Genomic DNA, 25,068 nt, shown 5'->3' with positions numbered 1-25,068 from the left:
TGTTTATATTTTTTAAGAATCGTAAAGATTAAATACATTTTTATCATTACATTGGTTACAATATCCTTATATACTAAAATTTGCAGGTGATGGTGGAATGGAAGCACTGGAGGAGGCTTTGAAAAAAATAGAGAAATCGGCTTATGTGGATAAATGTGCTCTTTTTAAGCCGAATGGTGAACCCATAGTATCTCATGTTGATGAAGAAATAACAAGGCTTGTAAAGCCTTTCTTTGGTTTAGATACGACTGTTGAACGCACAATACTTGAGAAAAGGTGGAGTAGAATCATTGTTGGTCGTTTGAGGGATTATGTATTCGTGCTATCATCGCGTAGGGCACCCAACTTAGGACTTCTTAACTTAGAATTTAACAAGGCTCTCAATCTGTTGAAAGAAATCTTGGAAGGTAAATCTGCCCCTTTAGAGAAACATGAAAAGGTTACCATTTCAAGAGTTAGAATTAAAGAAAAGGAGGAGGAAGCTGCGTGGGAAGCCTTAATAGATTCAGAAAAAAGATCTGAGATAAATCATTCTTTAATTACTAGCAAGACGATTTTTAATAAAAATAGTACTTTGGAAGAGTTTTTAGAGAGTCCTAAGCTTGAGGATTTAAAGAGTTTAAATGATTGGGTTTTAATTTTTTCATGCTTATTGATGGGAAAAAGACATTAGAGCAAATTGCTAGAGAAATGGGACAAAAAATAAATGATATGGAAAAATTATCTTACAAATTACTCCAACTTGAAAAAATAAAAATAATGAATATCTAAAAAAGGAAATCTGGAAAACTGAAAAAACATAATTTAATTTTTAAAGAACTTATATTTCAGTGTATCCCAAAAATTTATAGATTTTTAACATTTTCTAAGTATTTATGGATTGACAGAGTTTTAAGGGTGTTTTTTATTGATTAAAGGTGACAGCGAGAGCTTATTGAAAGGAAAAAAAGCCTTTATATTTGACTGGGACGGCACCTTAGTTTATTTTAAAATTGATATCATTTCCGCTCGGCAAGATGTTATAGAAATTCTCATAAAATACGGTGTCCCCGCATCGATACTATCCCTAGATCAGCCAATACTCACCATGATAGAAAAATCAATACCCTATATTGAATCACAGGATGATTCAAAATCGAAAATAGTAAGCATGATAAAAGAAATCGATGAAAGAGTTGAAATGTACGAGATGGAAGCAGCTCAAAAAACTTCACTTATACCAGGCGTAGTCGATGTTCTTCAAAGCCTAAAGAATATGGGACTTAAATTGGCTGTTTTTACCCTTAATAAGAACTCTGTTGTCACATCTCTTCTCAATCGTATGAGTATTCGCTCTTTTTTTGACGTGGTTGTCGCAAGGGATAACGTGGAGAGGCCCAAACCAAACCCTGATCACCTAAAAAAGGTTATATCATTACTCGGAATTACAGCTGAAGAGGCCATTGTGATCGGTGATCATCCAAACGACATTATTTCTGCAAGGAGTATAGGGGCAAAATCAATAGGGGTTCTATCTTCAGGTTACTCAGTTGAGGAATTGAAATCAGCTGGCGCAAATTTGGTTTTAAAAGATGTTTCTCTAATAACCCATGAACTACTAAAAAAATAGAATAATCTAAACAGAAGAGGCTCATCATATTTTTTCGCTCTCTCCATATCAGAACCCAAACATCATAATGGTAGTAGTGAGCAATATCCAAACAAGATACACCAATCCTTCACCTGCGCTTACGCCGCTAAGAGACTGATGATACTCGGTGTCCTTCTTGAGGTAGTCTTTAAGGTTGTGTTTATTTTTTCGGTATACGTAGTAGTTTAGACCACCGCCTAGCAATATCGAGAAACTATACATTGGGGGAATGAGTACCCCTACTAGGAAGGAGATTGGTGACAGATTGTATTTTAATAAAAGTAGTCCTACAATCAGACCAATGGTGAAGAATATTTTGGTGTAGTGAAGTTCAAACGAATTTGGGGTTATGACGGATAGAAGGCCTAGATACATTTGCTGGGAAATTTGAATTATGGTAAGACCCTGAAATGCCAACATAGTGCCGGGTTGAAAAACTGGTGTCTTAAATTGTAAAAAGGATAAGAAGAATATTCCAGTTATAGTGGCTGTGGGTGCTGGGAGATTTGAGGTGCCAAAGCCATAGGTTTGGTATAGTAAAAAGATGATTAAACTTCCTAATACTGCACCAAAAAGTACTCCATAAAGGATCGATAGAAACACTGTTCTATCTTTAACTTTTATTTCTCGTCCCACTTTGAACGCTCCAATAACTCTGAGTGCCGTTGCTTGTATAACAGTCATCAATGTGAAGAAGACAATGAGGCTTGGAAAATTGATGTCAAACCCCAAAATTGCGGGAACCGCAAGCAAGTCTGTTAGAAATCCACTCATGAATCCCGTTTCGCTCACAGCTATGGCAGTCCACCAGCTAGATATAAAAAGAGCGGGGCAGCTGAGAAGCAGAAACCACGGATTAATTTGAACATTAGGAAATGGTTGAAACACATAAAACATTAAGAGGCTACCCACAAAGAAAATCGCCAAGACAATCAGCGTCAATTTGTATCGGGTTACTGCTAAGTGAAACCATTCCCTGATTATAGAATGTGCATGTTTTAATTGTATCTTGATTTGCTCGAATCTTGAAATAGGGGTTAATTTTGTAGCGGTTTTGGCTTCCTCTGGTTGAGGCGTTTGTTCATTGTTTTTAAACTGTGTTTGTGCCAATATTTTTCTACGATTATTCTGCCAGTCCTTAACTCCTTTAATAATACCCCAGGAGAGAAAGGCGATAAGAATTCCCATTGCTAAATAGAATATTTGCGGCAGGTTAATGTGGCTGCCGTAATCTACGAATCTACCTGGCTGGCCGAAATATTGATTCTCAAAAAGCATCCATATTAATACGGAATAAATGCCTCCCAGAAATAACATGAGTGATCTTTTCCAGCCGATAAAGTAGCCTATACATGCTATTAGGGGAGAATTTGAGATTCCCATAAAACTTGGTAGAGGATAAGGAGCCATTGCTTGTCCAATAAATTGATAAGCGCTCTGTGTGGTGCTTAAATTACTGTACAGGGAGGGATTCCAGGTTTTGGAAAAGTCCGTCAGTCTTGTCCACCAAGTTGGTAAAGTTTCTATCTGAGGCATCACTGTTAAGTCACTTCTTAAGATGTGGCCAATGCCTAATACCCCTCCTATATAGACTGATGAGATTCCCATCCATTTTAAAAGTCTATTTTTGGCAGCGGGTTCTGCACCAAGGGTTTCAATAGTTTTGTATATAGGCACCGCTTGTGGCCAAGGCATTTTTAAAAGTTGTTCTCTGAAGGGAAGTAAAAGAAATAGTCCCAAAACTCCGCCAAAAATAGAAAGAGTGAAAATGAGTTCAATAGTAATCGGCGTATTGTATAGGGTTCTACCCGCAAATATAACGAGGGCCGGTAAGGTGGCAACAACACCTGCGGATGCACAAATCGTACCTTGTATTATTGTGGTGACCACCACATTTTCCTTCGGTTCGTACACTCTTTTCACCGAAAGGAGAATGAATCCGAGTATGGACACTCCTCCAATAAAAGCTACTCCAGTCTTAAGGCTTACATACACTCCAAGGAAAATGTATAGTATACCTATGAGGCTACCAAACGCAATTGTCCTCAGAGTTATTGGCGACCTTTTATCCATGTCTACTCCCGTAGCGCTCGCCATCCTTGACTTCTCCAAGAAGCTTCATTTTTTAAAAAAGTTAATGGCTACTAATCGCCTTTAATATGCTTAAAAACCTTACCAAACCATTTTATAAGACTTTTTTTCTTTGGAGACTTTCAGTATTTGAATCTCCTTGCCTCTTCAATCATGGCAAGTATGTTTTCTATATTAACTCCTCTGTGAATACTGTTGCTTGAACTGAGAATATAACCTCCTCCCGGAGCGGCTTTGACGATAGTTTCTCTAACCACCCTCCTGACTTCCTGCGGTTTCCCAAAAGATAGAAGGGAACCGCAATCAATGTTTCCCACCAAAACAAGTCTATCCCCAAAACTCTTTTTCACCTGTCCTATGTCAACTCCCGCAGCGGGTTCTAGAGAGTGCAAACCATCAATACCTGCCTTAATCAAGTACGGTATGAGTGGTGTAATGTAACCGTCTGAATGGTGAATAACCCTTACTCCTCTCTTTTTAAAAACGTTAACCTCTTTTTTAAGCAGCGGCAGAACATATTTTTGGAAGATTTTTGGTGAAAAGAATGGCCCTGATTTATAAGAGTAATCATCGGCGATTATAATCGCATCTACACCCATATCAATTTCTATTTTTCCAACTTCAATCCAATACTCCATAACCTTTCGCATATGTCTTCCAGCAAACTCAGGATTTTTGTAAAAATCCATCAATATAAACTGGTGTTCTCTACCAAGTGCAGCCCGTTCAAAGGGACCTCCCACAAATCCTATAACCGCAAGCTCCTTTGCATTTTTCAAGGTTTTATCTACGTCTATGTACCTCTCGGGAATATACGGATCAGGCCAGTTCCAAGAATCGAAGATTTCCTCTGATTTTATAACACCCCCCGCATACCACTTTGTACCATCCTCAGTAATTACTCGTCTTCTCCCCCACTCGTCAATATATCCTCTTCGTCCCCTATCGTTGGTGAACCATTCCCTGGGGAATGTTTCAGGCCAGGCTGTAATCATATCGAAACCAATTTTTTTGTGGCATTCAATAGCCAATTCCCACGAGTATGTCTTAGCATTCATAAGTTTCAAAACAATTGGGCTGTCTATACCCATATCATATATCGGTACTCTGTCTGGAATACCGTGATCCAATGCTGTCAGCACACGTTCCTTTGACTTCAAAAAATCACCTTTTAATAACTAATTTAAAACTGTGCAGTAAACCTAAAAAGAGTTTCAAGCATTTTTCCTACTAAAAGGGAAGGTAAAATTGAAAATCGCTGCTGTTTCGGATATTCATTCTCCTAAAAACATTGAATTATTGAATAAAGCATTATCCAAAATAGACCTCAGCAGTATAGACTTGTTTATTCTAGCGGGAGACCTTATTTACAAAGGAAAATTAGAGGAAGTAGACAAAGTTATTAAAGCTCTAAAGGTTGACTGTCCTGTTATTGCGGTTTTTGGAAACGAGGAATATGAGAATTTACACGAGGATATCCGAAAAAGAACCTCGGGTAAAATTCGATTTCTTGAGGAAGAAACCTATGTTTTAGAGGTGGAAGGTGAAACCTTAGGTGTTGTAGGCTCCAAGGGTTCATTAGATAGACCCACTTTCTGGCAGAGGAAAAATATGTCAAATATATGGCAAACTTACAATGAAACCAGAGAAAAGGTTGGAAAGTTGGTTTCGGAACTCAAAACTGATTATAAATGCTTGCTATTACACTATGCACCTACTTACGAAACATTGGTGGGGGAAAAAACTTCTCAGTATCCTGAGCTGGGTAGTAAAAAATACGAGAAGTTGCTTTATAATAATAGATTAGATTTAGTGATTCATGGACATGCTCATAAGGGTAAGAGTTATGCGGAGATCGCATCAACTCCAATTTATAATGTTGCTTTACCACTCAAAAAGAGAATAACAGTAATTGAGTTGCCGTTACCAGTGAAGCCCACATCTTTAGACTTCTATATTAAAGAAAAATAGAGGGCTTAACCATCTCTTCAGGCCAGCCTTAAACTGTGAAATACTTTACCTAAAGGAATGCGATTTATCAGACTTGGATAGAGTGTGCATTCTTCACAGAAATCAGGAAAGTCTAGTTTTTTGAAGCGTTTTCGGAGTTCATTGTACTTTTCACCGTCCCAGACCTGTCTGAAACTGTGCCTCTTTATATTCCCCATGATATCATGGCTAAAGCAGCAGGGTAAAACATCTCCGTTAGGATCGATATCAGAATAAAGCCAAGGCCAGTAGCATTTTGTACCGGGTGACGGTTTCAACCACAATGAAAGAAAATCCTCAACATTTATGTATATCCCGTATCTTTGAGCCTTCTCATACGCTTTTTGCAGATTCTTGAGAGTTGTAGTTAAATCTTTTTGTTCCAGAATCAATTCTTCATATTCCGGATAGTACTTGTCAAAAGTAACGATGTTTGCTCCGACATCGTGAGCCAATTCAATCATTTCATCAATCATATTAAAGTTTAGACTTAGTATCACACAGTGAATATGCAAAAGGGGTTTAAAAGCACCATATTCCTCTTTAATTCTGGTAAAAATCTTCATGGCAGAATAAACTTTTTCGAAGGTTCCTGGAACTCCTCTAATTTTTTCGTAAATTTCGGCATCAGGGCCATCAACTGAGAACATGGCAATATCCCAGTTTAATTTAACGATTTTATCAATCATACTCTTATTAAACAATGTACCGTTAGTGGTTAGAACTCCTTCCATACCATGTTTCTTTATAGCTGTCATAATCTCTAAAATATCCTTTCGAAGCAGAGGCTCTCCGCCCCCCACAACATGTACCCTTCTGGTGCCCATATTTGCCAGTTCCTCTATTAGAGAAAGATACCTTTCTGTGGAGAGCTCAGACTTGAACATCTTCCTTCGGTACTCCTCAGATAACTTGCGTTGAAAACACATCCTACACTTTAGATTACACTTCAGAGTGGGTTTGAGATCCACTTCCTCGGGTGCGGAGTATCCACGGCAGCGCCACACAGAAGCATAGAAATTTAAAGAATTTAGAAGTCGTGAAATGCCTTTCGGTAGAATTTTTATGCCTCCTGATATTTTAAGATGAAGTATTTGATACGGCTAACGATTAGTCACAAGCAAATCAATACACAGAGAAAAGGTATTAATCAATAAAAACATTTCGTGAAAAATTTTGCAAACGACTCGGAAAAAAATAATGATATTTAATAATCAAAAATTTTTATTTTTGATGCTTCTAGCACCTGTTTTAAAGAACTCGAAAAGGATGTAAATTTTGCTCATAATTAGTTAGGGGTAAATTAAAAATTAATTTTTCTAATATTACTCTTTCAGATTTTTGAATCCCCTATTTTTCTACAGGCCCTTCTTCACCTTGTTCCTCAGGTTCCTCAGCCTCTTCTTCTGGTTCTTCCTCAGCTTCTTCCTCCTCTATTAACTCTTCTTCTGTTCCTTCTGTCTTAGATACTTCATATTCTTCGTAATCTTCAGGATATTCTTCTTCCTCGGGACTCACGTATTCAAATTGGCTTCTTTTAATAATGCTTACCAGATAGCCGGCTATTCTATTTCGAACCTTTTTTGATTCTACATTTGTGTACTTTTCTACCAATTTTTTATTCTGATCAAAGTCCGGAGTAAAGATGTTTGAAAATTTCTCAGCTAATTCATTTGCGACTCTTTTAATGTAGGATGGTCTGATTTTTCCCAGAATCTGCACCTCCAAGAATAAAGGTTACATTACCTTTCTAGACGCGATATTATTATATGAAATCCTCATGTAAATCTCAAGCTTAAAAGCATTACTGTAAATTAAGCTTAGGATTAATAATGGAAATAGCATTATCATATTCGAATAATTCCCGTATAAATATAAATATGACTCAGTACAGAAACTAAAATTTCAAAAAATAATAAAATAAAATGAGCCATTCGGCCCAATATCTCCTCGAAGAAGACTTGTTAAAAGTTTGAAAGATTTTTTCTAACTTATTCGAATTTTGTCAAGCAGTGTTTGAACCTGAGTCTTATTATCATATAGCCCCATTCTAACCGGAGATATACCGAGTCCTAACCCAATCAACTGGGTAATAAAAATTACTGGAAGATTATAATGACCATTATTAAGCTTAGCATTGATTTCTTGCTGTCCCGCATCAAACTGAAAATGGCAGAATGCACACGGCGAAGTGACACAATCAGCACCCACAGCCAGCATATTATCAATCTTCTCCCTCGTGAAATCCAAAGCGATGTCAATCTTCGCAGCCCTCACGCCACCACCAGCACCACAACACATTAATTTCTCTTTATACTCTACAGGTTCCGCATCAACGGCAGAAACCAGCTCTTCCAAAATTACAGGGGTCTCGGGACTTCCCTGATGTCTCACCTCACTCGGCTTCAAAAAGTGACAACCATAATGTATTCCCACCTTAATCCCGGTTAAAGGCTGAATTGTCGCATCACTAATCCTCTCAAGACCCACCTCGTTCCGCAAAATCTCAACTACGTGTATAACCTCAATCGTGCCCTTGAACTTTCTACCAATCTTGGCTAAAACCTCATTTACCTCTTTTCTCAGCTCTTTATTTTCTTTGAGCATATGATTTGCCTCTTGAAGACTACCATAACAACCATTACAGGTAACCGTAATATTGGCACCCAGCTCCTCGGCAATTGTAAGATTCCTAGCTGCAATAACCGCCCAAGTGAAAAGATCAAAAGAACCGAAGACCCCTGGTGCAGGACAACAAGATGCCGCATTCATCTCCAAAACCTCAATATCAAAAGCATTAAGCACATCCTTTGTTGCCGCCTCAATACCTGGGTACCTGTTCGGGGTTAAACAACCCAAAAAGTAAGCGTACTTGTTCTTACTCATTTTTCTTAGCCTCCTGGGCCTCCTGGGTTTTCTCAACAACCTTCTTAAAACCAGTTTCCTCAACTATCTTATTAACCTCATCCAATCCCTCGGGGAACATATGGACCGTAGCCGGGAGCTCCTTTAAACCAATCTTCTTCCTTACTTCCTTAATCTCATCATTAATTGGAACCGCATGACCAAACCTAAACAAATAACCACAAACAGCCAAATGCCTCGGCTGAGCAATACCCTCCCGAAAAGCAATATTACGAACAACCCGCACAGTATCAGTAGTACTCACTTTGCGCGGACAGCGTTCTTGACAGGTAAAGCAAGTGGTGCAATCCCAAAGGTCGTCATCATTTAGTGCGTCATCTTTTAGTCCTAGTTGAGCTTTTCTGAATATGCTTTTTACTCGCCAGGCTGCTCTTCTTCCGGAGGGACATCCACCTACGCAGGTTCCGCACTGTATGCAGGCTTTTAGTCGCTCCATTTCTTCTTTTCCAAAAAACTTTGAACCGTATTCAATTATTTCCTCGATGAATTTTGGGTCGGTTTCCCTTACGATTTTTTGGTCTTCGACCATGGCCGGCTACCTTCTTTTAATTGTGATAAATTGATAATTTTTATGTTTTATTAGGTGCGTTTGTGATGTAATTTTTGCGCCACCCTACGTTAGGACTTTTAATTTATAAATTATTTGCTCATAGCATGTAAGAGGCAATCTAGGCTTCGAGAGTAAAATATTAGCTCAAAATGAGATTTGATATTAGAAAATATCCAAAAAATCTAAAAAATAAAGATTACTGGCTTTTCTTATATTTCATTAATTTAAATAAAACCATTAAACCGACAAATGGTCCGAAATATGAAAATACCCTTTGTATGGGTGTTTTTTCTGCTATAGGATAACGAAAGCATTAAATATCAAAAATCACCGTTACTGACGGAAAAACCCTCCCTAAAATCCAGCGTGAGAAAATCCGTAATGATAATTTAGCTCAATATTACTAATTCAAATATAAAACTCGGAGGAAATCCGAATGGGAGAAAAAGAAGTACGCATAGGAGTATACGTGTGCCACTGTGGTACAAATATTGCTGGTGTTGTAGACCCCGTTGAGCTCGCTGAATATGCGAAAACCCTGCCAAACGTTGTTGTATCAAAAGAATATAGATTCATGTGCTCGGATCCCGGACAGGAAATGATTAAAGAGGACATTAAGGAGCAGAATCTTAACCGAGTGGTGGTCGCGGCTTGCAGCCCTAGACTCCACGAACCAACCTTCCGAAGAGTCTGTGAAGAGGCGGGATTGAACCAATTCCTCTTTGAGCAGGCAAATATCAGGGAACACGATACTTGGGTTCATATGAGAGAACCGGAAAAAGCGCTTGAAAAAGCAAAGGATCTAATAAGAATTGCAGTAGCCAAAGCCACAGCGCTAGAACCATTAGAAGTGCAAAAAGTAAAGGTAGCTCCGGTGTGTCTCATAGTTGGAGGCGGGATAGCCGGAATCTCAGCCGCACTGGATGTTGCAAATGCAGGATTCAAGGTCCACATGATTGAAAAATCACCCACGATAGGAGGGAGAATGGCGCAACTAGACAAGACATTTCCCACAATGGACTGCAGCGCATGTATTCTAACTCCAAAAATGGTGGACGTAGCTAGGCATCCTAATATCGAAATCCACACATATAGCGAAATAAGAGAAGTGGAAGGATACGTAGGCAACTTTAAAGTCAAGATAGTGGAACACCCCAGATATGTGCTTGCGGACAAGTGTACTGGCTGTGGAAAATGTGATGAGGTCTGCCCAGTATATGTTCCCAACGAGTTCGAAGAGCGTCTGGGCTCAAGAAAAGCCATATATATTCCATTCCCACAAGCTGTACCCAATCTCTACACTATTGACAGAGACAAGTGTATTGAATGCAAACTATGCGTAAAAGTTTGCGAACCGGAAGCAATCGACTTTAATCAACCAGAAAAGGAAATCGAACTAGATGTTGGCACTGTAATAATCGCCACAGGCTACGATGTATTTACCCCATTTGATGCTCCCCAGTACGGTTACGGCCGCCTACCAAACGTTATCACCTCACTAGAATTAGAAAGACTACTAAGCTCATTCGGCCCCACAGGCGGCAAAGTAATCGTACCCTCTACTCACGAGAAGCCGAAAAGAATAGCATTCATACAATGCGTGGGATCAAGAGACCAGAGACTATTTCCCTACTGCTCAAGAGTCTGCTGCACCTACAGCGTGAAGCACGCCAGACAAATAAAAGAAAAATACCCCGACACCGAAATATTCATCTTCTACATGGACATGCGAACCTTCGGAAAAGGCTACGACGAATTCTACGAAATTGCAGGAAGAGAATATGGAGTAAACTTTGTACGCGGCAGAGTAGCCGAAGTACGCCAAGTACCCGGAACAGAAAAACTATTAGTCAAAGCGGAAGACACACTACTAAACCAGCTCATGGAACTAGAGTTCGACATGGTGGTACTAGCCTCAGCAGTAGTTCCAAGAGAGGACACCACAAAAATCCAGCAACTATTCAGACTCTCCAGAAGCGCAGACGGATTCCTACTAGAAGCACACCCCAAACTACGCCCAGTAGACACACTAACAGACGGAGTATTTGTAGCCGGCATGGCCCAAGGACCAAAAGACATACCAGACGCAGTAGCTCAAGGAAAAGGGGCAGCCGCAGCAGCAGTAGCACTCATGGGCATGGGCGAAGTGGAAATCGAACCCTACTTCAGCATCGTAAACGAAGAACTCTGCTCTGGATGCAAAGTATGCCAGGACATATGTCCATACGGAGCAATCACCATGACCGTAGACGGCACGTCAGAAATCAACCCAGTACTGTGCAAGGGTTGTGGAGCCTGTGCAGCAGCCTGCCCAAGTGGAGCCATAGAACCACAACACTTCAAATTCCAACAAGTATTGACCCAAATAGAAGCAGCCATGAGGAAATAGAATGAGGTGAAACAAAATGAGCAACAATGGAGAATTCGAACCAAGAATTGTTGGACTTCTCTGCAACTGGTGTACGTATGCCGGTGCAGATATGGCAGGTACAAGTAGGATGCAGTATCCTCCGAACGTAAGATTTATTAGAGTCATGTGTAGTAGCCGTGTTGATCCCCAGTTTATCCTGAAGGCTTTTGAGTTGGGCGCAGACGGGGTGTTTATTGGAGGTTGCCATCATGGTGATTGTCATTATGTTACTGGGAATTATAGAGCTGAGGAGCGGATTAAGCTTATTAGGAAGTTGATTGAGCAGCTGGGGATTGAGCCTGAGCGGTTGAGATTGGAGTGGATTTCTGCTAGTGAAGGTAATGTTTTGGTTGAGGTTATGAACGATTTTGTTAATAAGTTGAAGGAGTTAGGACCTAGTCCGATTAGAAAAGATGCGGAATAAATTGTTGGAGGTTTAGTTAGATGCCTGTTAAAATTGCTTTACTACAGTTAGGTAGTTGCTGGGGTTGTTATCAGAGTCTGTTGGATAATCATGAAGCTCTATTGGACATTTTGCCGGAACTGGATATTGTCTTTTGGCATACTGTGACCGATTTTAAGTACTCGGATTTGGAGAACTACGAAGATGGTTCCATTGATGTCGGTACTGTTGAGGGTGTCTGTAGGACTGAGCACGACTTGCATCTCTTGAAAGTTATGCGTAAAAAGTGTAAGGTTCTGATTTCTTTGGGTAGCTGTTCTACCTATGGTGGTATCTATGGGTTGCTTAATCTTTACACTATGGATGAGGCTTTAAAACGTAAATTTATTGAGGCGGAGAGTGTTGAAGAGCCTACCATTCCTGATGTAGATGTTCCGAAGATGCTGGATTTCATAGTGCCGAACAGAAAAATAGTTGATTTTGATGCATTTCTCCCGGGTTGTCCGGTGGTTTCGGCGGATATCGCAAATGCGATTTTGGGTCTGTTGAAGGGTGAGTTGCCGCCACCACCACAACGTACTCTTTGTGATGAGTGTCCGAGGGAAAAATCTGAAGTAATTACTATAAAACAGCTGAAAAGAGATTATGAAGGAATACCGGATCCAGACAAATGTTTGTTAGAACAAGGCTATATCTGTATGGGACCAGCTACTCGTGAAGGTTGTGGTGCTCTTTGTCCCAGTGCGGGAATGCCTTGTAGAGGTTGCTATGGTCCAGGTCCGAATGTTATAGATCAGGGAGCTAAGATGATTAGCGCTCTTGGCTCAATAGTAGATTATGAGTCTATTAGCCCGGAAGAACTTGTGGAGAAGGTCGGCGATGTTGCCGGGACTTTTTATAACTTCTTCTTACCATCGGGCATAATATCAAAAACTGTAAGGAAGGCGAAGTAGAGATGAGTAAGGAAATTATTATTGAACCAGCCACTAGACTCGAGGGACATGCAAAAATTACAATAAAATTGGATAAGAACAATAAAGTAGAGGATGCCCATTTTAGTGTGACACTTACGCGTTTCTTTGAGAAATTCCTTGAAGGACGTTTAATGGAACGTTTGGTTCGAATAACTCCTAGGATTTGTGGCATATGTCCCGAGGCTCATCATCTTGCATCGATAAGTGCTGTTGAGGCTGCTTGGGGTATTACTCCACCCAGGACCGCATTAAAACTCAGAGATCTTATGGCACAAGCGAAACAGATTTCCAGCCATGCACTGCACTTTTATGCTCTGGCGGCGCCAGATTTTTTGGTGGGTCCTCTTGCTGAACCACAGTATCGTAATGTGGTTACAGTTATTAAGAATCTACCTGATGTGGGGAAGAAAGCAATTGAATTGATGAGGATCGGTCAGGATCTTTGCTTTCTTTTAGGTGGAAGAGCTATACATCCTGTTACATGTGTTCCAGGTGGTCAGGCTAAGTCAATTACTGAGGAAGAACGTGATGAGCAATTGAAGAGGATTGAAAGAGCTTTAGAGCTTACCCAATTTACCGTGGATATAGCCAAAAAAGTGGTAAATGACTATTTGGACGTTATAACAAAGCTGGGAGTATTTGATTCATATTATTTGGGTCTCGCTAAAGACGGGGTACATACTATTTTCGGAGATGCAACAGTCAGAGTAATGAGTCCTGATGGTAAAATTGTTGCAGATTTTTCAAAGAAAGACTATTTAGATTACATAGCTGAACATGTGGCTCCTCACTCATATGCAACACACATATTCTATAAACCAGCAGGTTATCCGGATGGAGTTTGGCGTGCTGGGCCTTTGGGACGCATAAATGTTGCAGATAAAATGGAGACTCCTTTGGCTCAAGAAGCTCTTAAAGAGTTCAGAGATGCTGTGGGTAGACCGTGTACTGCTACTCTTGCTTATAATTGGGCTAGAATCGTTGAACTGGTTCAAGCAGTGGAAAAGGCGAAGATTTTACTTGAAGACCCCGACATAGTGAGCAAAGACGTCAAGCTAGCTAACCTAGAGCCTAAGGAAGGTGATGGTGTAGGCATAGTGGAGGCTCCTCGCGGCACGCTGATACATCATTACTGGTCAGATGACAAGGGAATATGCAAGAAAGCCAACTTGATTGTTGCCACTAACCATAACATTGCCACAGTAGAGAAATCATTCCTGGTAACGGCTAAACAGATATTTGAAGATAAGATCCATGAAAAACTGAAACTACCTGAACCTATGATAAAAACCTAGAATAATATTAACTGGAGGAAAAAATAAATGCCGGAAATTGATCCAAAAATTCTCAATCTCATGGAAATGGTAATGAGAGCCTATGATTGCTGATTAGCCTGTTCCGCGCATCTTGTTATCCTTGATAGTGAGGGTAAGGAGATTGTGAGGAAGGAGATTGTGATTGGTTCTGGTTGATCCGGTGTCTGAAACCCGGTTTGGGAAGGCATCGGGGACACCCCCTGCAGGGGGCTACTCTTCCAATCTCTGATTGTGTGTTAATAGAATTGTAATTATCGGCCAGTTAAGGCTTGCTTTAAACATCGCTTTTTTTGACAGATGGTAAGAACCTTGCCATTTGTTAAGTGTTTTGAGGTCTGTTCTGAACAATTTTATACTATATTTGTTAGTTTTATTATGATTATTTTAATTTTATAATTGGTGTTAAAATTCCTTTATTTAAAGTATATATGGTCTTTAACATCTTCCCCAGCGTTTAAACTTTTTATTTTTAACGCAAGTTATTTATTGGTGAAAGGCGCCATTATGAATTATAATTTCCGGGTTACTGAGGGTCTTGCCTTGAAGCAGTTTAAGATTGTGGTGGCTGGGCCGCGGGCTAGCGGCAAAACGGAAATGATTTCAAAGTTGGCTGAGCTGTTTGGTAGAAGGGAAGCTATTAAAACAGATTCTGAGGGTGCTACTGTTTGTATGGATTATACCTATTGTGATGTAGACGATACACGGTTTCACATTTATGGAACGCCGGGGGCAGATCATTTATCGGTAGTTCGGCAATCCTTGTCTAAGGGTATGAACGTTCTAATTCTAGTTGTGGATAATAGCAAACCTGAATCTTTTTCGAAGGCACATGAGATTTACGAAGAAATATGCGAGGGTAAAGAGGTACCTATGATAGTTGCGGTAAATAAGAGAAATTCAGAAGAATTTTCAGTGGCGAGCGAAATTAGTAATTTATTGAAAGTTCCTAATGAGCAAATTATTACTATTGATGCTAAGAGTGGTGAGGGCATAGATAATCTATTTTCAGTGACTAGGAAAGCTGTATGGGAATCTCAATCGGTATTGAAAGATGCCTAAAGCTTTTTAATCCCTTTTGCCTTATAGCAAACCTATAATTAATTTGAATTATCTTTACATATTCAGTGATTAGAATTGGATGTGAGCTAAAATGAGGAATAAAAAGCTAATTGGAGCACTATTAACCGTTATGGTAGCGCTGACATTCTCAGTAATTATCACTTTACCCTTGGGAACTACTAGTGCTTATTCTGGCTTTAATCCTTGGGCTGCTAATGCAAAAAACTCCCAACTGGATGCCAATGATATTGGAGCTAAAGGGCTTTTCAATCTTACTGTAACTTTTAAAACATATTATATTCAGGAAAGCGGTGACCTAATGATGTTCGTAGTAGTAGCGTCCACTCCTTCAGGTTTAAAATCTGGGTTGATTCTGGGTAATGGAACTACAGGATGGCATTTCAAACCAGTAGATTATTACGAACCGAGTATTACCTTCAGGAACCTCGATGGAAACGTTACCCTATTTATCTATGGTGGTCTAATGAAGAATGTGTGGCCGAGTGGCTGGCGCACTGTGGACGAGTGTTTTGGACTAGTTGGGGCGTTTAACCCATTGAACAATGAAACTGGTAACCGTTTTCTTGGAACCGCAAATGGAAACTACCATATGATGTTGTTCCTAGATGTCTTAATTTCATCGGCTTAAACAAATGTTAGCTTAAAAAAGGATCTATAGAAACTTGTTAAACTGTTGCACAATTTTGGTGGGATGGTATTAAATCTGGAATTGCCTCAGAGTGCCTAGTCCTCAGCAATAGATATTATTCCCTATTTTTTTTCTCTTCTATTTTTCTAAGAGTTCTATCTGCTTCAGTTGTAATTCTTGTTGTAGCATTAGCTATTTTTCTGATTGCTTCTTCTATGTTACCTGAAACTATACTTGCCTCTGTTTCATCGATTAATTCTAATGCTTCGGAAAGAAGTTCGGATTTTGTGACATTTACTGCTATGCTTGATTCACGGCTGATTTCATCTAGAATCCACCAAATAATCTCTCTAGGCTCTGGTTCCTTATTATCATTAAGATAAGCTGAATACCTCGTGAGTATAGAGGAAAAAATAATTGAGAGCATCTTCATTTTTTCAGCAAAACAATAAATTTCAAAATTTTCCATTAATAACACCATCCCAATACACTACGAGTATATTACCCTTCAATGTTAATTTAAAATTCTCTTAATTTTTTACTTATATTAATTCTTATTCCCACCTGAATGTGTATTTATTGAGGTTTTTGGGCTAGGCGCATGAATATTTTTCTCCATCTCTCAAGGTTTTCTTCGCCGCCTCCGAGTGCCTTTATCATAAAACCTGTTTTGTAGGCAATAAGAGTTAGAGTTGAGAATTTCGGCCTTATAATGAACTTGAATAGAAATATTATGATGTTGGCAGCGCCGTCCAGTAGTTTCCACATGTTTGAACCCGCATAAACCTCTTCAGACATGCCAAAGTATAGGGCGCGTCTGATAAAATGCTCCTTTGATGTGCGCTCTGGAAACATTTTGTGGTCAACCACAGCGTCTGGAGTGTAAACTACTCTATATCCCGCCGCTCTTACTCTTAGTCCCAAGTCGGTGTCTTCTCCAGAGTATAATCCACCATATTTCCTGGTAATGTCTTCGTTTAGAAAATGGATTTTTTCCATAACATTCCTACGTACCGCCATGTTACAACCGTAGGGATTTAGTGATTCGGCGCGCTGATTTTCTGTCCTTATTGCTAGTATTGGGTAGATGGGAGGCTCCAGCCATTTTGGAACTTTTCCATAGAATATGGGAAGCACCCTTCCAGTCACAAGACCGATCCGGTCCGATTCCTCAAAGGTCTTTACTAGATTCGCTATCCAGTTTTGATGAACTATGCAATCATCATCTGTGGAAACTATGATTTCACCCTTTGATTTACGCATAACCATATTCCTTGAACTGGTGTTTCCCATCTCCGTTTCATTTCTAATTAGATGAAATTTTTTGTTCTTCCCGAATCTTTTTTTCAAGAATTCGTATGTTCCATCTGTTGAAGCGTCATCCACTACCCATACATCAAAATTGGGATAATTCTGCTCTAAAATGCTCTCCAAACACTCAGTGACATCGTTTTTTCTGTTAAATGCGCACAGAATAACGGAAACGGATAACGCCATGTGGGAAATCTCCTTAAGCCGATTAAAAATTCTACTTTGCTACTTACTTATAATAATCTTTAAACCTTTTTCTTATTTCGTATAGAAAAGTAAATTTATGGGATTTGATATGTAGAATAAGGTCCTCTGTTTAAACTAAATTAAGGATTTTATCATATTTTCTTTAATTTGGTGTTTATTGTAGTTGCCGAAAATATAAAAACGATTGCATAAGGGTAGTTTATAATGGATATGTCGGTGATTGTTCTGACCTTTAACAGGAAAGATGATGTTTTGGATTGTGTAGAAAGTGTAATTCATCAAGATTTCGAAGATGATTACGAAATTATTGTTATTGATAATTGGTCTGAAGATGGAACCTTTGAGGAATTAAAATCGAAATTTTCTGATTTTTCAAGTGTTAAAATTGTGAGGCCGTCTAAGAGGATAGGAATAGCGGCTGCTAGAAATTATGGGCTTCAACTAGCTAATGGGCGATTAGTTGCATTTATTGATGATGATTGTATTGCAACCAGATCTTGGTTAAATGAAACTAAAAGTGCTTTTAAAGATGAAAGTGTTGGATGTGTTGGGGGAAGAATAAGTTTACTAACTGTGGGCATTGAAAAGCCTAGCTGGATTGGAAAGGACATTTACGGAATTCTGGGCATTACAAGTTGGGGAGAAAAAAATAAAGATATATATTTTCCAATTGGTGGAAATTTGGCAATTAGAAAGGATTTAGCGCTGAAAATTGGGGGATTTAAAGAGCAGCTGGGGCCTCGTGGTGTCAAGGTTTTTGGTGAGGAGATCAGTATAAGTAATAGAGTGCGAGGCTCGGGATATAGAGTTGTTTATGCTCCAAGAGCGGAGGTTCTGCATAAAATTTGGAAGGAGCGCATAGATCTTGAGGATCTAATCAAAAGAGCTTATATGATAAGTGTGGGTGATTACTATCTTTACGGTAGAAGTCTTAGTAAAATTGTAATCAATATGGGAATTTTGCTGGCCTCTTTATATGGATACTTGGTGTTTTGGAGATCAAATCTCTTGTGCCACTTCTTCTATGCGGCGGGTTATCTTGTTCCCGCTCTTTTCAGAAAAGAACCGCTGAAAATGCTAGAAAACATGACAAAAATTTGGAGAACAACCATAAGGAGAAAGTAAATTTGATAAACCTGCCTTGGATGCTCATTTTGGTTTATATTCTAATAGGAATAATTCTATGGATAATACCTTTGATTAACCTGTTTACTGCTTTTGTTTCTCTTTTTAGAAAAAGAAGCAAAGTATATTCAAAAAAGGATTTACCTACAGTTACAGTGATTGTTCCTTCCTATAACGAGGAGAAGAGCGTTGAACGTGTTCTAAACGGATTACATGATTTAAACTATCCCCGGAATAAAATGGAGTTTGTATTTGTTGATGACTCAACTGATAATACCTTCAAAATTATTGAGAAAGCTACAAAAGATTGGGAGAATGCGAAGAGAATAAAACATGAGAAGCGTTTTACAAAGGCTTACGGTTTAAACGAGGCATTATCGGTGTCGAAGGGAGAATTAGTGGTAGTATATGATGCCGATTGCAGCATTGACGCCGATTCCATAATAAATTTGGTAAAATATTTTGATAATCCTAAGGTTGTTGCTGTCCAAGGTAGATATGAGGCTGAAAAGCGTAACTTTCTCAGTCGGATAGTTGATCTTGAGTACACTCTATGGCAAGGAGGACAATTGGTCGCCACTCCCGTTCTGATCGGTTACAACTATGCTGTGAGGCGCTCCTATCTTGAAAAAACCGGGGGCTGGATTCCCGAAATGCTGGCTGAGGATCATGAGTTGTGGTACAGAATTTATGTTGACGGTTATAGAATAGTATACACGGACGAGCCGGGGGTAAAAGTGCTCGAACCCACTTTTTTCAAGGACTTTGTTCGACAGAGAAGAAGGTGGAGTAGAGGCTCAGACCAGGCCACCGCCAAGTATAGCCATATGGGTCTGAAAATGTTTCCGGAACCTCGAATACTCAACTTTTTATCTTTCTCCTCCAGATATATTGCTCCCTCACTGAACGCAGTGTGCCTAAGTTTGCTGCCAATTTCCCTTGTTCTTGGCATATTTTACCCTCAGTTTTTACCTTTCTTTTTTATTCTTTTGGGGCCGATTCTTTTGATTGGCTTAGGTACCCTTATTTTTTGTTTAAGACTTGGAAAGCCCGGTGCCTGGTTGTATTTAGCACCTTTATCTTTTCTGGTTCTTTACCAGAATATTTTGTTCTTCAGGGTTAGAAAAAAGGAGATAGAGTGGGAAAAAACTCAAAAATAAAAGAGGGTATGTGATTAGTACTTATTAAGGCTATGATAGGTGCGTCCAATTGAAGACTTAATTAAATAGACTAATCCGGTGTTTGGCTGTAGTTTTTGGAGGTTCGTAACTTGCCTAAGGTTAGTTTGTTGAAAGTGAATGATGTAGAAGATACTGTTAGGAAGGGAATTGATCTAATCGGCGGAATAGATGTAGATCAGGGTGACCAAATAGTAATCAAACCGAACGTCGCATACCACAAGGACCTTTATGGTAATATAAACACAGATTTACGCGTTCTTGACGCTGTCATTCGGGTAGCTAAGGAGCACTCGAACAATGTGTTGGTTGTGGAAACCGACAGTACCTCTAATCCTGCAGAGATAAGAATGGAGCAGAGTGGAACAATGGGTATTGTACGAAAAAACGATGTTTCATTTCTCAATCTCAGTAACGATGAAATTGTAGAGGTGGAAATAAAAAATGGAAGAATCCGCCTACCAAAAACCGTGCTGGACGCTCCTTATTTCATAAATGTACCAAAACTAAAGACGCACGAACTCACAGTAATCACAGTGGCACTCAAAAACCTATACGGTTTACTCCCTGAAAAAAGTAAAGCCGCTTTTTATCATCCTATACTAGAAGAAATAATTCCACTGATAAACCTAGCTGTAAAACAGGATCTCATTGTAGTGGATGGAATAATAGGAATGGAGGGTAGAGGTCCCATAGTGGGCACTCCTGTTGAGATGAATGTGATACTTTGCGGCAGGGATCCGGTTACCGTGGACTCCGTTGCAGCGTACATAATGGGCTTTAAACCCGAAAAAATCAAGACTATCATTAGAACTCATCAGGGCGGAATAGGTGAAATCGACCTCTCAAAAATCGAAATAGTGGGAGAAAAACCCAAATCAGTAACCAAAAAGTTTAGAGGACCAGAAATATCAATCATGGGAATAGCAAAAGATGGCACGACTACGTTAAGGATATTGTTTCTGCCCAGTAAGAGTACAAGGATTCCGGGAGTTAAAGAAGTAGGAATTGGAGTGATTGGAGCAGGTAAAATTGCTGAATTGCTACACTTCCCAGGCTACAGCAAACTTGAAAACGTGAGACTAGTCGCCGTCGCAGATCCCAACGAAGAAAGACTTCTTGAAATCCAAAAGAAGTTTATTATTAGAGAAGTCTACACCGATTACCATGATCTTTTGGCCAATAAGAAAATAGACGCGGTTTCCATATGCACCCCCCCAGAACTCCATAAAATCATGACTATCGAAGCCCTGGAAAATAGAAAACATGTCTTGTGCGAAAAACCCCTCGCAACCAGCTCCGATGATTGCTACGAAGTCATAGAAGCCCTCAACGGAACAAAGAAATTCGTGATGCCCGCCTTCAATTACCGTTTCACACCAAGCGTAAGACTGGCAAACGAGATCATATCACGCGGAAAACTCGGAGACCTAAAAGAAATAAAAGTTCTCTTCAAAAGCGACCAGAGAACCTGGAAATCCGTAACCCCATTCCGATTCAAAGAAAAAACCGGCGTTATATCCGACCTAGGGCCTCACTCCATCGACATGCTAAGATTCCTATGTGGAGAAATCGAAAAAGTAAAGGAAGCCGAGGCTATTGCTGAAAGGTACTTTGTGTATGATAACGCAGATTTGACTTTTACCATGGAAAATGGGGCATCGGCGAACATTGAATTGAGTTGGTTTGGGGACAGCATAATTCCCTCATTTCCCTGGGAAATAAAAGGTAAGAAAGCCTCCCTAAAATTAGACATTCTAAGATCTCCCTTTTCTGTAAAATTAAGAAGAAAGGGTGAAAAAAGAGAGAGGAAGTACGCTCTGGAGCCGATATTTACCACTCTAATGAGCCTCTTAACCGCGGCGGTTCGTCGAACTCATGTTTCCTATTTCGCTGAGATTGATTACTTCGTGCAGTGTGTAGCGAATAATGCTCGTCCGCAAGTTACTGTGCAGGACGGAGCCCGTTGTGTTGAAGTTATGGAGGAAATTGCGAAGAAACTTTAATAATCTGGAGAAGAATTTTTAAATCGGAGAATTATTTGAGTTTAACCTCGCGTAATTTATGTTCTTTTTCTATTTCTTCCTCAATGATTGATTTTACTATTTCTTGGGGTTTGTATCCTATTAAAATTCGGTTTTTGTTTATGACTATTGCGGGTAATAGGTTTATTTTGTATTTTTCTATTTCTTTCTTTACTTTGGGGTCGAAAATGTTGCTTATTTTCCATTCTACTTCTTTGATTGGTTTTTTCATTAGGGGGTTTACTACGATTTTCATGTAGTTTTTGCATTCGATTGAATTTGGGTTGTGAAAATATTCCACAATTATTCGAATACTTGGTGTATATATTTTTTTACTCATTATTCCACTGCCCTATGCTCTCATATTTCCAATTTTATTATTAAAATGTCTAAATCCATAAGGTTTGTTTAAGTAAAATTGAATGTGGTTTTTTAGTTTTGTCCACAAAAACGAGACCATTTTTCTCCAATTCTTTAACGTATTCTCTTACTTTGGGTTTGCTGAGTGAGAGTTGTTGGGAAATTTCTGTGTAATCCAAAGCCTTTTCCTTTTCTAGTAGAATGAGAATCTGGTACTTTTTATCTTGGCTTAACACTTTCTTTATCCAGTTTTTTCTAGCGTTCTCGTTTTCTTCAAGGGTTTTTATGCGGTTCTCAAGGTTTTGGACATATTTGCTAATTTTGTAATCCATGGCATCCTTTTTCACTGATGTGGTAATTCTTTCAGCTAATATTTCGGATTCGCGAACATCCTTTAGACTCCCTAAGGATATTTGGATTTGTTTTACTGCTTCTACAGAAATTTTGTCCACTATTTGGTTTAGGAGATCTATCATTAATCCCTGTAAGCGTGAGAGAATTCTATTCATTTCAATATTGCTAAAGCTTGTTTTTTCGCTGCTGAAAAGTTCTCTGCGCAGTCTTTCGAAAAAAGAATTCACTTCAAACTCAAAGCTTCCCTGAGCGCTTTGAATATCTGCCACGAGGCGGATTGCACTTCTTCTTAGGCGTTCGTTCTCCTCACTCATAGAGCAACTCTCCGATTTCACTCTTATTGTTTTAATTATTCTATAGTTTTAATAAAATATCAAGCTTATTGTTGCTGACCAGATAAACATATCGTATTCAAAATTTAATTTAAGTATCAAATTAATTATAGAAATAGGTTAATGGAATTGGATTTATTTCTTTAAATGCAGTTCTAAATATAGACGAAAAATGGTGAACGTGATGAAAGTTAATTTGCTGATTACGGGGCTTCCAGGAGTTGGAAAAAGCAGCTTAATTAATAAAGTAATTGAGGAGGCTCGGTTGCGTAACTTTAAGGTGGGGGGTATTCTTACTCCTGAAGTAAGGTCTGGGACGCAAGGAAAAAATGTTCGCATAGGTTTTCTTATAGTTAATCTTCTAACTGGAGAAAAGGATTTTTTAGCTAAGGTTGGCGTGAAAAGTCGGTATAGCGTCAGTAAATATGGTGTGATTAAGGAGAGTATCAAAAATATTGGGGTTAAGGCTATATTTCAAGCGGTTGAAGAAGCAGATTTAATCATAATTGATGAGATTGGTAAAATGGAATTATTTGCATCAGAATTTGTGGTTGCGGTACGTGAGGCTTTTAACTCTTCTAAACCTGTATTGGGTACAATCGGGAAAAATATTCAGCACTCCTTTGTTAATGAGATCCGGAGAAGGGAAGATGTGAAAATACTCAACTTAACAAGAGACAACAGAGACGCGATTTATCAAAAAGTGTTCAATGAAATTATGGCAGTGATCTAAACATAAATTTGAAAATTAACCATATTGAAACAGTTTAATGATAGAAGATTTAACTACATCTTGGTGGAAGTCTAATTTTTTAATAATAATCTTAGATGATGTTGCTCCTTCACTACAGTAGAAACATTTATGGATTCCATTCCCTCAACAAGGTGTACTCGGGAATTTTAGTTTGAATATGATAAATTTCCGAAATATATGTTTGTAATTCTATAATAAAATTATTAAATTTAAAAAACGGGACAATAGGAACTTGTTCAAAAAAATTAATTTCTTCGGGCAATAATGTTACAATTAAGGGTATTATATTTGCATTTTTCCATTCCATTATTCTTAATTTTGCAATGTATCTGGGCAATTCTCTGAAGAGTGCTTCTACTCTCTCGATTTGTTTTTTACATGCTTTTTTTAGGGCGTGGCTCTTACCAGATTTTTTGTAATGTTTGGAATCAACACATAATATTAAGGGTTTTTTTAAACCTATTATGTCTACTTCGTATCTTTTCTGATTGTGTTTGAGTCTAAAATTTTGGATACACAGATAATTATTTTTTTCTAATACGTTTGTTGTAAAGGTTTCAAATTCTTTCCAAGTTAGTATTTTACAAACCTTTTCTATTTCCTCACCATGTTCTAAGGCGATTAGGGATATCTGAAGTTTAGACTCCAAATCAAATGTGATACTTTGTTCAGCAGGATCATTATATCCTTTGGTGGTTAAAAATTTAAAGAGATCTGGATCCCCAACCATATCTCTGAACTCCTTTATATTGAAGGTCTCAATATCTCTCAGCTTCTTTAAAATTGTGATGATGGTTTCTACTTTTTTATTCATGTAAAGTTTTCTCCATCCATTACCTGAAATATCATAAGAAAAAAATTCGGTTATAACGATTTCTAAAAATAATTAGACAAGTTGATTTCAATAAACCTTTGGGATCTTAAAATAATTTACTTTAAAAAGAGATTTCTAATTTCTCTGGCAGCCAGATTTATTATTCTATTATAATATCTAGTTGAGGGAGGTATCAAAGCCGACAGAATGAATGATTCGTTTGGGGAAATATCAACTGCTTTGAAAACCACTTTTCCCCCGGTACATCTTATTAGTACATCTCTTAAATCTCCTAGTCCCAATTCGCTTTTTGTTCTCTTAGCTGCGGAGAATGCAAAGGAAGCCATTGCGGCTGCAATTCTTTTATCAAATTCTGGCGACTCTGCAGACGCTATCACAAAGCCTTCAATAGAGGAGACAACGCAAGCTTTTAAAGAGCCTTCTTTCGTTATTCTCTCCAAAATATTTTGAAGACTTTCAAGTCTAGACATTTCCTGCAAAAGGCAGTCCTCACTTTTTAATCGTTTTAGTCTCACTCTTAATATAAGATTGTGACCAATTAAAGTTTTTTCAGATTAAAAGCATATTATATATTAATTGTTCTGTATTATTT

26 protein-coding genes are annotated in these 25,068 nt (G+C 38.7%); 13 read left to right on the top strand and 13 right to left on the bottom strand.

The window, feature by feature from the left end; all coding sequences use genetic code 11:
• Nucleotides 1–97 precede the first annotated feature (97 nt).
• Together ACUVXA_RS02240 and ACUVXA_RS02235 are read left to right on the top strand one after the other, a co-directional pair.
• The gene (locus tag ACUVXA_RS02240) at nt 98–673 is read left to right on the top strand and encodes a hypothetical protein (RefSeq protein WP_445869600.1); all 576 of its coding nucleotides are present in this window, start codon (nt 98–100) and stop codon (nt 671–673) included.
• 234 nt (nt 674–907) lie between these two features.
• A complete protein-coding gene (locus tag ACUVXA_RS02235; protein ID WP_445869599.1) occupies nt 908–1,609 on the top strand; it encodes an HAD family hydrolase in 702 nt (233 codons plus the stop codon).
• 48 nt (nt 1,610–1,657) lie between these two features.
• On the opposite strand, the gene ACUVXA_RS02230 is transcribed toward ACUVXA_RS02235, so the two are convergent.
• Nucleotides 1,658–3,727 (bottom strand): OPT/YSL family transporter, encoded by a 2,070-nt coding sequence (locus ACUVXA_RS02230; protein WP_445869598.1) that lies wholly within the window; start codon nt 3,725–3,727, stop codon nt 1,658–1,660.
• A 116-nt stretch (nt 3,728–3,843) separates the two neighbouring features.
• Nucleotides 3,844–4,881, bottom strand: a complete 1,038-nt coding sequence (locus ACUVXA_RS02225) for a uroporphyrinogen decarboxylase family protein (RefSeq protein ID WP_445869597.1) — start codon at nt 4,879–4,881, stop codon at nt 3,844–3,846.
• A gap of 88 nt (nt 4,882–4,969) precedes the next feature.
• Here ACUVXA_RS02225 and ACUVXA_RS02220 point away from each other — a divergent pair, with 88 nt between their 5' ends.
• A complete protein-coding gene (locus tag ACUVXA_RS02220) occupies nt 4,970–5,692 on the top strand; it encodes a metallophosphoesterase family protein (protein WP_445869596.1) in 723 nt (240 codons plus the stop codon).
• Nucleotides 5,693–5,709: 17 nt separating this feature from the next.
• On the opposite strand, the gene ACUVXA_RS02215 is transcribed toward ACUVXA_RS02220, so the two are convergent.
• The 4 genes from ACUVXA_RS02215 to hdrC form a co-directional block, all read right to left on the bottom strand.
• On the bottom strand, nt 5,710–6,681 hold the full coding sequence (locus tag ACUVXA_RS02215) for a radical SAM/SPASM domain-containing protein (protein WP_445869595.1): 972 nt from the start codon (nt 6,679–6,681) through the stop codon (nt 5,710–5,712).
• 379 nt (nt 6,682–7,060) lie between these two features.
• The gene (locus tag ACUVXA_RS02210) at nt 7,061–7,423 is read right to left on the bottom strand and encodes a 30S ribosomal protein S17e (RefSeq protein ID WP_445869602.1); all 363 of its coding nucleotides are present in this window, start codon (nt 7,421–7,423) and stop codon (nt 7,061–7,063) included.
• A 273-nt stretch (nt 7,424–7,696) separates the two neighbouring features.
• Nucleotides 7,697–8,596: a CoB--CoM heterodisulfide reductase subunit B gene (hdrB, locus tag ACUVXA_RS02205; protein WP_445869594.1), complete on the bottom strand. Its 900-nt coding sequence runs from the start codon at nt 8,594–8,596 to the stop codon at nt 7,697–7,699.
• On the bottom strand, nt 8,589–9,164 hold the full coding sequence (gene hdrC / locus ACUVXA_RS02200; RefSeq protein ID WP_445869593.1) for a CoB--CoM heterodisulfide reductase subunit C: 576 nt from the start codon (nt 9,162–9,164) through the stop codon (nt 8,589–8,591). The genes hdrB and hdrC overlap by 8 nt, the downstream gene beginning before the upstream one ends.
• Nucleotides 9,165–9,621: 457 nt before the next feature.
• On the opposite strand from hdrC, the gene ACUVXA_RS02195 reads away from it, so the two are divergent.
• From ACUVXA_RS02195 to ACUVXA_RS02180, 4 genes are read left to right on the top strand one after another with little or no spacing between them, the layout of a single operon-like run.
• Entirely contained in the window at nt 9,622–11,574 is a 1,953-nt protein-coding gene (locus tag ACUVXA_RS02195) for a 4Fe-4S binding protein (protein WP_445869592.1), read from the top strand.
• A 16-nt stretch (nt 11,575–11,590) separates the two neighbouring features.
• Nucleotides 11,591–12,019 carry a hydrogenase iron-sulfur subunit gene (locus ACUVXA_RS02190; protein ID WP_445869591.1) on the top strand — a complete coding sequence of 143 codons (429 nt, stop codon included), beginning with the start codon at nt 11,591–11,593 and terminating at the stop codon, nt 12,017–12,019.
• 20 nt (nt 12,020–12,039) lie between these two features.
• The gene (locus ACUVXA_RS02185) at nt 12,040–12,951 is read left to right on the top strand and encodes a F420-nonreducing hydrogenase (protein WP_445869590.1); all 912 of its coding nucleotides are present in this window, start codon (nt 12,040–12,042) and stop codon (nt 12,949–12,951) included.
• A gap of 2 nt (nt 12,952–12,953) precedes the next feature.
• On the top strand, nt 12,954–14,267 hold the full coding sequence (locus ACUVXA_RS02180) for a Ni/Fe hydrogenase subunit alpha (RefSeq protein ID WP_445869589.1): 1,314 nt from the start codon (nt 12,954–12,956) through the stop codon (nt 14,265–14,267).
• 80 nt (nt 14,268–14,347) lie between these two features.
• Here the strand turns inward: ACUVXA_RS02180 and ACUVXA_RS02175 are convergent, their stop codons facing one another.
• Entirely contained in the window at nt 14,348–14,476 is a 129-nt protein-coding gene (locus ACUVXA_RS02175) for a hypothetical protein (protein WP_445869588.1), read from the bottom strand.
• Nucleotides 14,477–14,792: 316 nt separating this feature from the next.
• On the opposite strand from ACUVXA_RS02175, the gene ACUVXA_RS02170 reads away from it, so the two are divergent.
• Both ACUVXA_RS02170 and ACUVXA_RS02165 read left to right on the top strand, forming a co-directional pair.
• On the top strand, nt 14,793–15,347 hold the full coding sequence (locus ACUVXA_RS02170) for a GTP-binding protein (RefSeq protein WP_445869587.1): 555 nt from the start codon (nt 14,793–14,795) through the stop codon (nt 15,345–15,347).
• Nucleotides 15,348–15,438: 91 nt separating this feature from the next.
• The gene (locus ACUVXA_RS02165) at nt 15,439–15,996 is read left to right on the top strand and encodes a hypothetical protein (RefSeq protein ID WP_445869586.1); all 558 of its coding nucleotides are present in this window, start codon (nt 15,439–15,441) and stop codon (nt 15,994–15,996) included.
• A 115-nt stretch (nt 15,997–16,111) separates the two neighbouring features.
• Here ACUVXA_RS02165 and ACUVXA_RS02160 read toward each other — a convergent pair whose 3' ends face one another.
• Both ACUVXA_RS02160 and ACUVXA_RS02155 read right to left on the bottom strand, forming a co-directional pair.
• Nucleotides 16,112–16,465: a hypothetical protein gene (locus tag ACUVXA_RS02160; protein WP_445869585.1), complete on the bottom strand. Its 354-nt coding sequence runs from the start codon at nt 16,463–16,465 to the stop codon at nt 16,112–16,114.
• Nucleotides 16,466–16,572: 107 nt separating this feature from the next.
• Nucleotides 16,573–17,493 carry a glycosyltransferase family 2 protein gene (locus ACUVXA_RS02155; RefSeq protein WP_445869584.1) on the bottom strand — a complete coding sequence of 307 codons (921 nt, stop codon included), beginning with the start codon at nt 17,491–17,493 and terminating at the stop codon, nt 16,573–16,575.
• 225 nt (nt 17,494–17,718) lie between these two features.
• Here ACUVXA_RS02155 and ACUVXA_RS02150 point away from each other — a divergent pair, with 225 nt between their 5' ends.
• The 3 genes from ACUVXA_RS02150 to ACUVXA_RS02140 all read left to right on the top strand — a co-directional run bounded on the left by ACUVXA_RS02150 (nt 17,719) and on the right by ACUVXA_RS02140 (nt 21,823).
• The gene (locus tag ACUVXA_RS02150; RefSeq protein WP_445869583.1) at nt 17,719–18,639 is read left to right on the top strand and encodes a glycosyltransferase family 2 protein; all 921 of its coding nucleotides are present in this window, start codon (nt 17,719–17,721) and stop codon (nt 18,637–18,639) included.
• A gap of 2 nt (nt 18,640–18,641) precedes the next feature.
• Nucleotides 18,642–19,799, top strand: coding sequence for a glycosyltransferase (locus ACUVXA_RS02145; protein WP_445869582.1), 1,158 nt, complete (start codon nt 18,642–18,644; stop codon nt 19,797–19,799).
• A gap of 110 nt (nt 19,800–19,909) precedes the next feature.
• Nucleotides 19,910–21,823 (top strand): DUF362 domain-containing protein, encoded by a 1,914-nt coding sequence (locus tag ACUVXA_RS02140; protein WP_445869581.1) that lies wholly within the window; start codon nt 19,910–19,912, stop codon nt 21,821–21,823.
• Between the two features lie 31 nt (nt 21,824–21,854).
• Here the strand turns inward: ACUVXA_RS02140 and ACUVXA_RS02135 are convergent, their stop codons facing one another.
• Nucleotides 21,855–22,181 carry a hypothetical protein gene (locus ACUVXA_RS02135; protein WP_445869580.1) on the bottom strand — a complete coding sequence of 109 codons (327 nt, stop codon included), beginning with the start codon at nt 22,179–22,181 and terminating at the stop codon, nt 21,855–21,857.
• 49 nt (nt 22,182–22,230) lie between these two features.
• The gene (locus tag ACUVXA_RS02130) at nt 22,231–22,869 is read right to left on the bottom strand and encodes a winged helix-turn-helix domain-containing protein (protein ID WP_445869579.1); all 639 of its coding nucleotides are present in this window, start codon (nt 22,867–22,869) and stop codon (nt 22,231–22,233) included.
• Between the two features lie 202 nt (nt 22,870–23,071).
• Here ACUVXA_RS02130 and ACUVXA_RS02125 point away from each other — a divergent pair, with 202 nt between their 5' ends.
• Nucleotides 23,072–23,620 (top strand): NTPase, encoded by a 549-nt coding sequence (locus ACUVXA_RS02125; protein ID WP_445869578.1) that lies wholly within the window; start codon nt 23,072–23,074, stop codon nt 23,618–23,620.
• 127 nt (nt 23,621–23,747) lie between these two features.
• On the opposite strand, the gene ACUVXA_RS02120 is transcribed toward ACUVXA_RS02125, so the two are convergent.
• Both ACUVXA_RS02120 and ACUVXA_RS02115 read right to left on the bottom strand, forming a co-directional pair.
• Nucleotides 23,748–24,455: a nuclease-related domain-containing protein gene (locus tag ACUVXA_RS02120; RefSeq protein ID WP_445869577.1), complete on the bottom strand. Its 708-nt coding sequence runs from the start codon at nt 24,453–24,455 to the stop codon at nt 23,748–23,750.
• 116 nt (nt 24,456–24,571) lie between these two features.
• Nucleotides 24,572–24,946, bottom strand: coding sequence for a roadblock/LC7 domain-containing protein (locus ACUVXA_RS02115; protein WP_445869601.1), 375 nt, complete (start codon nt 24,944–24,946; stop codon nt 24,572–24,574).
• Between the last annotated feature and the right edge of the window lie 122 nt (nt 24,947–25,068).

This window comes from Candidatus Jordarchaeum sp. (assembly GCF_052745115.1).
The sequence above is the reverse complement of the archived record's forward strand: the minus strand, read 5'-3'. Positions and strand labels throughout refer to the sequence as shown.